This window comes from Nostoc sp. DSM 114161 (assembly GCF_052692665.1).
Genome location: NZ_CP195141.1, coordinates 4,901,781 through 4,912,654 on the forward strand (window position 1 = coordinate 4,901,781; position 10,874 = coordinate 4,912,654).

Consider the following 10,874-nt stretch of genomic DNA (forward strand, 5'->3'; position numbering starts at 1 on the left):
GTCATTTGTCATTTGTTGTTTGGTATATGGCCAATTGAGTTTAGGTAGGAGTTTAATTTTGGTGCTAGTTCGTGAATGATTGTTTTTATTGCATTTATCTGTTCGCTTGTTAAAAGTTTACGAGTGTAAGCCCTTCTTAACCAATGTTGAGTTTCATTCAAAGAACCTCTCGCTATCTTGATAAAACGTCTATTTTCTGGAAAACTTCCTCTTCCTGCACCTTCCGCTATATTGGCACCTATACTATCTGCTGAACGGACAATTTGTTTACCAATCGTATCTTTGGCAAAAAAATCCCACCCTTCAACAATTTTCCAAATGTCATCTGCTAATTTTTCTGATAGTTGATACACCTGCAATTCTTGGAAACGCTTTGTTGCCATTTGTTCATTTGTCTTGCTAATTTTTCGTCCATCAATTCTCCTTTATATATTTTTAACTGTCACTATTTTTACCAAATCTCCAAGGGCAAATGACAAATGACAAATGACAAATGACAAATGACTACTGTCTTTGAAAGCGCAGTGCATCAATTGATTGAGCTGTGAGAAAGATACCCAAAAAAATGTAACTGGCAAATAAAATAAAAGCGCTGGTATCGAAAATTCCTTGAATAAAGGTGTTGTAATGTTTTAGCAATGACAGATAACCTAAGGCTTCACCTACAGGGCCAGGAATATTTTTAGCGATCGCATCAAAAAATAACAGTAATAATATTACTGCAAAGGTGAGAACAGCAGACAGAATTGTGCTGTCTGTTAATGAGGAAATAAACATTCCTAAAGATAAAATTGCCGCTGCTAGCAAGATTAAGCCAAAATGACCCACTAAGGGAATTGAGGGCGTCATTGGTGGATTTGCTTTACTGATGACGATCGCTTCTAACACTAGCACGGGCACAATCATTGTGATAAAAAATGTTACCACGCCTAATAACTTACCTACAGCTACCGCCCAATTGGTGATTGGTGACGTGGCTAATAGTTCTAAAGTGCCCCGCTTACGTTCTTCGGCATAAAGTCCCATTGAGAGAATTGGCAAGACAAATAACAGCAACCCACCCATTGAATCCAAAAATGCTCGCACAAATTCGTAGGCAAAATCGATTGTTGGTATTGGTGCCCCTTGTTGCGCTTGTGCATCTATTGTGGCTGCTGCTGCAAAAATACCATTTGGCCCGACTAAAATCATCACGAAAAATAACCCGGCGATGAACCAAAATACACTGGCGATCGCATAGGCCAAAGGTGATACAAAATAACTTTGTAACTCTCGGCGATAAATGGCAATAATATTGCCCAGTACTACACCCATTTATGCGGCTTCTCCTTGTGTGGCTGCTTCTAAATTCTTTTCTTCTGTGGTCAGCTGCAAGAACACATCTTCTAAGGTAGCGTTAACTCGCCGCAATTCATGTAAACCGAATCCTGCGCGTACTAAGGTTGTGGCAATATCCCGCCCTGGTTCTTTCCCTGGTTGGGATATCACCCGCAGGTAAGCCCGATTTGCCTGGAGTTGATGACCTCCCGCTGTCGGAATTGATTCTACTAAACTCACGCCCGCAATATTTTGCAATACCTGTTTCGCTAGGGCGGCTTCTCCTTCTATTTCAATTTCATAGCCTGACCCGCCTGTCAACTGGGTCATCAAATTTTCTGGTGTATTAGTTGCCACAACTTTACCGCGATTAATGATGGCAACGCGGCTGCAAGTCATACTCACTTCTGGGAGAATGTGTGTAGAGAGAATAATTGTGTGTGTTCCAGCAAGACTTTTAATTAAATTCCGCACCTCAATTATTTGCCTTGGATCGAGTCCGACAGTAGGTTCATCGAGGATGATTGCGGGAGGATCGTGGACGATCGCTTGAGCAATTCCCACCCGTTGGCGATATCCTTTAGAAAGTTTGCGAATAATTACCCGCCGCTTATCTTCTAAATTACAACGCTCGATGGCCGCTGTGACTTTCTGATGGCGATCGCCCGCTGCAACTCCTTTAATTTGGGCGACAAAATGCAAAAATGCCTCCACCGTCATTTCTGGATATAACGGTGGCGTTTCCGGTAAATAACCAATTTTTTGGCGCACAGCCAGGGAATTTTCATGGACATCATAACCAGCAATCCGGGCATTGCCATTGGTTGCCGGTAAATAACCAGCCAGAATCCGCATGGTTGTGGTTTTTCCTGCGCCATTCGGCCCCAGCAACCCTAAAATTTCCCCTGGTTCCACATTAAAAGTGACATCAGTAATCGCTGGCGTAGAACCGTATATTTTACTCAGATGCTCAACTTCAATCATCAGTTTAGTGGCCTTAGTGGCGATCTAAGATTATAGGATACCTAATAATCTTAAATAGCGATATTGGGTATGGGAGATTGGCCAAACAGGGCATTAGGCTAAGGACAGTTTTTGCGCGAAAGTATTTCTAAAGGACTTCCAAATAAAAAAATATACAACTTTTCTTGTGGGGTGGGCGTCTCGCCATTCGTGTCAACTTCAGCTCAAACACTTATTCCACAGACGTTTTACCCCACCCCCAACCCCTCCCCTTGGCAAGGGGAGGGGCGGTTTTGCCTTTAGGCAAAACCGGGGTGGGGTAACGCGGATCTTGATGGTAAGTGAGATAGCTGAATATTACATCTCTACAAGGGTTTGAGGTTAAGTTGACACCAATGCCACCCCACAAGATTGTATAGTTTATTTCTTGGAAATCCGTAACCCTCTTGTGTCACTCTCCGAAAATATTTGCCATTTGTGAATTCTAGAGCTTTTATCTACCAGGCGATGTCTACGACGGGCTACGCCTACGCTCTCTTATTTCCTAATAACAAATACAAGACCTATTTTTTTCTAATAGGAAAGCCTGTATTGAGTGACTGATAAAGCTTTCAGAGATTGGCTATCCGGAGAGTGACAAAAGAGGGGTAAATACAAATTACGAATTACTAATTAAATTAACGATCGCATTTGCTAAATCCAGCGGTTCCACGGGTTTCGGTAGGTGTTTTTGAAACCCGGCTGCTAGTGCTTGATTATAATTAATTTCTCCAGCATAAGCAGTCAAAGCGATGGCCGGAATCTCTCCACCTTGTTCTGGCGGCAATTTTCTCACTTGGCGCAGCAGCATGTAGCCATCCATCAAGGGCATTCCAATATCGCTTAACAAGATATCTGGCTTTGACTGGGCTAGGGCTTCTAATGCTTGGGCTGCCGATGCAACTGCGGTTACAGTTGCTCCATACTGTTCTAAGGCAAAGCTAAAAAAGTCACGTACATCTTCTTGGTCGTCCACAAGCAAAATTTGGACTCCCAAAAGCAATGATTCTTCAGTATCTAGTTCCAAGTCAGAAGGTTCTGGGCTAGGAACTCGTAAATCAGAACTTTTGAGCAAAGGTAGTTTCACTGTAAAGGTTGCCCCTTGTCCTTCTCCTAGACTATCTGCCTCAATTGTACCCCCGTGAAGTTCGACTAAATGATGCACAATTGCTAGTCCTAATCCCAGTCCGCCAAAGATTCTGGTTGTCTTAGCATCCGCTTGGCGGAAGTAGTCAAAGACGTGGGGTAAAAATTCTCGACTGATTCCCTTACCTGTATCAATTACTTGGATTTGAGCATCCCAGTTGACTTGTTCTAAACGTACTTCTACTCGTCCTCCTACTGGTGTAAATTTAACAGCATTGGAGAGTAAATTCCACATAATTTGTTGCAAGCGATCGCCATCCCCTAAAACTTTGCCGACATCATTTAGCACCGTTTGAATTTGAATTGATTTGGCTTCTGCGGCTAAACGCACCGTTTCTTGGGCGGCGGCGATCGCAACTTTTAAATCCACTGCATGGAGATTTAAATTCAGTTTCCCTTGTAAAATCCGCGACACGTCTAGCAAGTCTTCAATCAATTGGGTTTGTAACTTGGCGTTGCGTTCAATTGTTTCTAAGGCACGGATTTTAGTTGCTTCGTCGAAGTTGCGGGTTCTGAGTAACTTTGACCAACCTAAAATCGGATTTAGGGGAGTTCTCAATTCATGAGAAAGAACCGCCAGGAATTCATCTTTAATCCGGTTGGCAGTTTCAGCTTGTGCCCGTGCTGTTTTTTCTGCTTCGTAAAGTTGAGCGCGGGCGACGGCTTGTCCGCATTGCTGCCCCAATGTCAACATAAACCCCCGGTCTTCTTCGTTAAATGCTTGGGCAGTAGCAAAGCTAAATCCCAGTGCGCCAATGGCTTTACCCTCTGCTATCAATGGTATGGAAGCCCAGGCATTATTAAGAGTCGAAGCTACAGCGTCAATTAAGTTAGGATAATTTGCCTCCAAAGCTGCTAGATTTTCTAAAAAAATCGGCTTCTTAGTTCTGACTGTTTCTGCAATTGGAGTAGGAGCAGTAATGGGAAAACTTTCCCAGGTTTCTATAACTGATTGGGGATAGCCAGTTGCTTGCAGAAGTTTTAAAGTAGTATTTCCCTGAGTCAGTAAAACAACGGAACCAGCAGCGGCTCCCAAGGCAGGAATTCCTCGGTTCGTCACCACGTCAGCTACTTCTTGGGGGGTGAGGGCTTCCGAGAGGGCGGCGGTGATGCTTTGTAAAAGTACGGTACGATTGACTGAGCGTTCAGCGGCTTGTTTTGCCTGTTGAGTTTCTTGGTAGAGTCTGGCATTGTCAATGGCTGTAGCAGCACGACGAGCAATATCTTCTGCTAAAGCTAAGTCTGCGTGTTGGTAATGCCGACATGACTCGGCTGTAAAAAAAGAGATTGCGCCAAATAATTGCCCGCGGGAACGCAGTGGAATCACCATTAAAGAATGCATACCCAGGCTTTGTAGTAATTGCAGATGCTCCTCGTCTTGAGCCATCTGTAAAAGATGAGAGTGAGATAATTCAGGATAAAAGACAGATATTCCCAGCTGTAGCTGCTGTACGAGCTGTTGTGCCCTGCTTTTGGGGCGATAACGTCGTTGGATTTTCTCTAGGATCTCTTGTTTTGTCGGGTCGGCAATGGCGATCGCAATTTGTTTGCTCGACCAATCTTCCTGAAAAACATCTACAATACACCAATCAGCTAGGGTAGGAACTGCTAAATTAGCTACGTTAGTAATGGTGATTTCATAATCTAATGAAGCAGCCAGTAAGGTGCTGGCTTCCACTAAAAACTGTTGGGTGGCTTCAACTCGTTTGCGTTCGCTAATATCCTCGATAATGCCTAACGCATATTTGAGTTGCCCTTTACTATTCCAAACTGCTGATGAAGTTAAGTTTACCCAAACAATGGAACCATCTTTGCAAAGGTAGCGTTTTTCTAGGGAATAACCGTTAATTTCTTGCGCCAAAACTCGCCCAGCATTTTGTATATCAATTTCTAAGTCATCAGGATGAGTAATTTGCTGAAAGTTCATTTGCATTAACTCTTCATGGCTGTATCCAGTAATTTCACACAATGCCGGATTAACCTGAAGAAATCGTCCATCCAAGGCTACCAGAGTAATGCCGACAACAGCTTGATTGAACATTGCCCGGAATCTTTCTTCACTTTCTCGCAAGGCAACTTCTGTTTGTTTGGCTGCTGTCACATCTGCCATAATCATCCCAATGCCCACAGTTTCGTCCATACGATTGTTGACTGGGTAATAGTTGCCCAGCCAATGTTTGTAATTTTCAGGTTGCCTTGGTATGTAGGTGCTAATTTCGACATTCAGCAGTGGTTCTCCAGTCTCTAACACCTGCTGTAACTGCACTTCTAACTCAGCTGCCATCTCTGGCAGGACTTCTTGAAATTTGCGTCCTAAATGTTCTTCTATGGTTAAACCATTAATGTTAGCGAATACCTGATTGATGCGGATATATCGCAGGTCACTATCCAAAAAGCATACAGCAACGGGAGCGGCTGCTAGTAGGGCATCTAGAAGAGACAGAGATTCGGCGTAATGCACTAGAGCTTGGTGGATGTCGCGATAAAGTTGGGCATTTTCCACTGCTAAGGCAGCACGATGGGCGACATCTGTTGCTAAAGTCAAGTCAGAGCGATCGTAGCGACGGTCTGATTCGGCGGTGATAAAGCTGATGCTGCCGAGTACTCGCCCTCTGGCGATTAACGGCACAATCATCACAGACTTCATCCCCAATTGCCGAAGAAGTTCTAAGTGTTCTTGATTTTGAGTATTTGCTACTAATAGCGAGTCAGATATTTCGGGGATGAGTTCGCTTTGCCCAGTTTGCAATATAGTAATTGCACTTACACCGTTGTAATCTTGAGCATACTGCTGAAGTTGACGCGCTAATTCGGCTTTGGATGGGTCTGCATGGGCAATTGGTAGGCGACGAATAGAACCATCTTCATTGACAATATCGACGCTACACCAATCTGCTAGCTGGGGAACTGAAATTTTGGCGATTTGTTCTAAGGTTTGCTCGTAATCTAGGGAAGTAGAGAGTAGACTACTAACTTCGGCAATGTAGCGGAGTCTTTCTTCAGCTTGCTTGCGCTCTGTAATATCTAGAACAAAGAAAGCTCCCCGTTCGTGACTGCCTTCAAAGCAGCTAGCACCTGCCAAAATCGGTAAACGGGAGCCGTCTTTACGGATATATTCTTTTTCAAAAGGATTACAAAAAGAACTGTTTTCTAGTTGAATAAGTACTTGTTTATCAAGTGATTCATACTCTGGTGGAGTCAGGTTTTTCCAATTAAGTTTGCCAGAAACTAATTCTGCACGAGAGTAACCCAACATATTCAATAAGGCATCATTAGCTTCTGTGATTTTGCCGTCTTTTTCCCAAAAGCCAATGCCAATCATATTCGACTCAACTACGCTGCGAAACTTGGCTTCGCTTTCCCGTAATGCTTGCTCGGATTGCTTTTGTTGAGTGATATCAATGGATGTAATTCCTACTCCTAGCAACTGCCCATCCGCTAAACACACTGGATAATAGTTGACAATACCGTAACGATAGACCCCTGGCGGATATGTTTCACCGCTGATTTCCTGGTTAAGTAAGGGTTGCTTGGTTGCCATCACTCGTTCAAACACAGGCTCTATTTGGTCAGCCCATTCTGGTAAGACTTCCCGAAAAGTGCGACCAATATGTTGGCTCAGTGGTACACCATTGATGGCTGCTAAAGCTTCATTAGCGTAAACGTAGCGAAGTTCGGTATCCAGAAAAGCCAGCGCCACTGGCGAAGTACTCACCCAAGCATTAAGCAATGCTAAAGATTCATCTTTTTGCTGAACAGCTTGCTGAAGTTCTGTCTGCAATCTGGTTTTTTCTAGTTGTGCTTGCTGGCGTTGGGTAATATTCACAGCCACACAAGTAATACCATGAATGCTATTGTCTGCATCCTTTAGCGGTTCAATCAGCAAATCATAGTAACAGTTTTCTCCACATACTGGCAGACAAACCTCTTCACGGGTGGAAATACCAGTTTTTAATACTCTTTCCTTGATTGCTGTTAATTGCTCTGCTATTGAGGCGGGAAATAATTCTGCATCAGACTTACCCAGGATTTCTACTGCTGTGTCTCCACCTTGAGGATTATGAATCCACTGATATCGCAAATTGCGATCGTGCTGAAATATCATAATATCTGAACTGCTCAAGGCTAGGCGAAATCTTTCTTCAGAGACTTTGAGCTTTTGTAAATTTTCATCAGCAGTTCTTTTAGCGGTTTTTAAAACTTCACATAAGACACTAAAAAGCAATCCTTGTATTGCAAATAACCCGATTCGCACAGAATTGGATAAGTCAAAACTCAGTTGAGAAACTGGCGATATAAAAAAGTAATTGCTCAGTAGTACAGATAAGAAGGTTGCCAACAGCCCTGATTTCAAACCACCATACCAGGCACTCACCATTACAGCGCTAAAAAATAGTAGAAAAGGAGTTTTACTCATGCTTAGCCAGGGGTCTAGCATCAGCATTAACACTACCGCAAGTGTGACACTTAATACAGCAACGCCATAACGCAGTAATTGGAAATAATAAATATGGAGCATGAAAATGTCAGAGAATAACCAATACTTATTGCAGAGGCTGTATACAGCCTAAGCTAGTTTGCAAATTTTAGGAAGTTATCTCTAGATAGATTTTGTGGAGTGGGGAAAACTTCTTTTTCTATGAGAAAAATCTTTGAAAATGTAGTATATCTAGCCAAAATTCATATTAAGAATCGTATTTGATTTTTAAACTTACTTTTGCAGTGTGCGAAGCTCAGTGCAAGCGCCAGAGGCTTTTCACAGGGAAGAGAAAACAAGCGATAGTGGAGTGAGTTTTTTCAAAAATCAAATAGCATTCCTATAATAATTAATATTCTATAATCCAATAGAGTTCAGTTAAGACTCGATCCTCGCTAAGCCTCCTTAAAAAAGAGGGAACTAAGCCCCATTTGTAAGGGTGTTGGGGGGATCTTCCGGAGCAAAATATCGTTAACTGAACGGTATTGTTCTATAATCATAATATTGATTTGCTGACGAGAAATACTAAATTTACAAAAACGTAGTTACCCAACTTAATCTTAAAACTTATAAAATAAAATCTGCTAATGAGTGATTGTTTGTTAAGTCAGTCGCAATGTGAAACTTCTATATTAATTGCAAAAAGCTGATTAGCCACTCCTGTAAAGACGCCATTCATAGTGCCTGTACTCCATACTTTCTGGCGGTGGCAAATTGCACAAATCACATCCGATCGCGATAGTTAGAGAAGAAATATAAAGTTTTACTTGCTAGAAGTGCTTCTGCTGTTTGGCGATCCAGAGGTTGGGAGAACAGGTAACCTTGACCCAATTCGCATCCTAGCTGCTGTAACCATTGAAGTTGCTGTGGTGTTTCAATACCTTCAGCAACAACACCCAATCCGAGTTGATTGCTCAAAGCAATAATGGTACTGACAACTTGGTAATTACGGTTTCCTTCTTGCATTTGACTGACAAAGGAGCGATCGATTTTCAAATTATCGGTGGGTAAGCGATGGAGATAATTGAGCGATGAATAACCAGTACCAAAATCATCAATACTAATCTGAATTTTTCTAGCTTTTAACTCGGTTAATAAATCAATTGTCTGACTAATATTTTCAATGAGCATACTCTCGGTAATTTCTAAGACTATGGAATCGCCCGTTAAATTTGTTTGGGCTAGGATGCCATCGATGTCTTCAATTAAACTCGGTTGGCGAATATCTTGAGCGGAAAGGTTGATACTAATTTTTAGCGGCAAATGATTAATAAAGTTTTTTTTCCAGTTTGCCAGTTGTTGGCAAGCTGTGTAAAGCATCCAGCGATCGATTTGCACAATTAGCCCCGTTTCTTCGGCGATCGCCATAAATTCCCTTGGCAAAACAAACCCGCGAGTCGGGTGCTGCCAGCGCACCAATGCTTCAAATCCAATCAACCGCCCTGCTTGGGGTTGGCTTTTTTTGTCGTAGCGATTGCCAAGAATATCAACAATCGGCTGGTAATAGATGGCAAACTCTTCTCTTTCCAAAGCTTTGCGAATATCGCTTTCTAAAGTCAGCCGATTTACTGCTTGGGTATGCATTTTGACATCAAAAATTTTGTAGGAACTTCTTTCCTGAGCTTTGGCTCGATACATGGCAATATCGGCATCTCGCAGTAAATCGGAGGCTTGGCAATAATATTTTGTTCCTAAAACAATCCCGATGCTTGTACTGATAACTACTTCAGCATCATTCAGTATCAACGGTGTTTGCAGATCTCTGAGGATACGCTCGGTAATTTGAATGGCTTTTTCAATACCAGGAATATCTTCTAGCAAAATTACAAATTCGTCACCACCAATGCGAGCGACTAAATCAATCTCCCGCAAATGGGCTTTTAGCTTTTGAGCAATATCCTTGAGTAGTTGGTCTCCTGCTAAGTGTCCTAAACTGTCGTTGATGACTTTAAAGCGATCGAGGTCTAGAAACAAAACAGCGTAACGATAACTTTCTACTCGTTTAGCTCGGTTAATGGCTAGTTCCAGCCGTTCCACCAAAAGTGTCCGATTCGGTAAATCCGTTAATGGATCGTGCAAAGCATTGTGGATAATTAACTCTTGTGCTTGTTTTTTCTCGGTCACATCCATTAAAACACCATACCAAACAATATCCTCATTCTCTCGACACTCCGGACGAGCATTTGTCTGTACCCACTTGAGTTTGCCAGAGGGTGTAACTACTCGCCATTCGTAGGAGAATGGTTTTAAATTTTGAGCGCTTTGTTTGGCGGCTGTATAAAATTCTGCACGGTCATCAATATGAATTTGGTCGAAGCAAAGAGAAGCATTTTCTAAAACTTGATGTGGCGCTAACTCTAAAAGATCCAGACAGCCCAAACTGATATACTCAAAGGCAGTAGAACCATCATAATAATATACAAAGCTGTAAATCATTCCGGGTATATTAGATGCTAATGTTTGTAACAGCTTTTGAGCTTGTTTGCCCTCTGCTCTTACCCGTGCATCCCGAAGTTCTCGACGCACTGCCTCTGGCAATCGATTTAAGTTATCCTTCATCACATAATCATGAGCGCCAGCTTTCATCATTTCCACAGCCAAAACTTCGCCAATTGTGCCGGAAACTAAAATGAAAGGAATATCTTTGTGACTCTGCTTGGCTATTTCCAAAGCCTCAGCAGCATTGAATCCTGGCAATCTGTAATCGGAAATCATCACATCCCAGCTAGCGCTATTGAGGGCTGCAAGTAGCTCTGGGGCTGTTTGGACGCGCTGCCAGATCGGATTGAAACCACCACGGCGCAATTCACTGAGAACTAACATAGCATCAGTCTCGGAATCTTCAACAATCAGGACGTTCAACGTTTCACTCATCCTACAATCTCCTTAGCAACCCATTGACTAATCCCGCAATATTTTGAGTTCAATTTTT

Annotated in this window: 5 protein-coding genes; all 5 read right to left on the reverse strand. The window is 42.5% G+C overall.

Annotated features, from left to right (window positions below; all coding sequences use genetic code 11):
• Positions 1 to 8 precede the first annotated feature (8 nt).
• Complete coding sequence (locus NSTC745_RS21065; RefSeq protein ID WP_445632678.1) at positions 9 to 383, reverse strand: four helix bundle protein; 375 nt, start codon at positions 381 to 383, stop codon at positions 9 to 11.
• Positions 384 to 504: 121 nt separating this feature from the next.
• Entirely contained in the window at positions 505 to 1,314 is an 810-nt protein-coding gene (locus NSTC745_RS21070) for an ABC transporter permease (protein ID WP_445632679.1), read from the reverse strand.
• Positions 1,315 to 2,301 carry an ABC transporter ATP-binding protein gene (locus NSTC745_RS21075; RefSeq protein ID WP_445632680.1) on the reverse strand — a complete coding sequence of 329 codons (987 nt, stop codon included), beginning with the start codon at positions 2,299 to 2,301 and terminating at the stop codon, positions 1,315 to 1,317.
• Positions 2,302 to 2,938: 637 nt separating this feature from the next.
• Positions 2,939 to 7,984: a PAS domain S-box protein gene (locus NSTC745_RS21080; RefSeq protein ID WP_445632681.1), complete on the reverse strand. Its 5,046-nt coding sequence runs from the start codon at positions 7,982 to 7,984 to the stop codon at positions 2,939 to 2,941.
• Positions 7,985 to 8,665: 681 nt separating this feature from the next.
• Complete coding sequence (locus tag NSTC745_RS21085) at positions 8,666 to 10,816, reverse strand: putative bifunctional diguanylate cyclase/phosphodiesterase (protein WP_445632682.1); 2,151 nt, start codon at positions 10,814 to 10,816, stop codon at positions 8,666 to 8,668.
• Between the last annotated feature and the right edge of the window lie 58 nt (positions 10,817 to 10,874).

Bases quoted from the DNA above. Each gene is read 5' to 3' on its own strand.
- NSTC745_RS21080 (WP_445632681.1), bottom strand. From the start codon at position 7,984: ATGCTCCATATTTATTATTTCCAATTACTGCGTTATGGCGTTGCTGTA.
- NSTC745_RS21075 (WP_445632680.1), bottom strand. From the start codon at position 2,301: ATGATTGAAGTTGAGCATCTGAGTAAAATATACGGTTCTACGCCAGCG.
- NSTC745_RS21070 (WP_445632679.1), bottom strand. From the start codon at position 1,314: ATGGGTGTAGTACTGGGCAATATTATTGCCATTTATCGCCGAGAGTTA.
- NSTC745_RS21085 (WP_445632682.1), bottom strand. From the start codon at position 10,816: ATGAGTGAAACGTTGAACGTCCTGATTGTTGAAGATTCCGAGACTGAT.
- NSTC745_RS21065 (WP_445632678.1), bottom strand. From the start codon at position 383: ATGGCAACAAAGCGTTTCCAAGAATTGCAGGTGTATCAACTATCAGAA.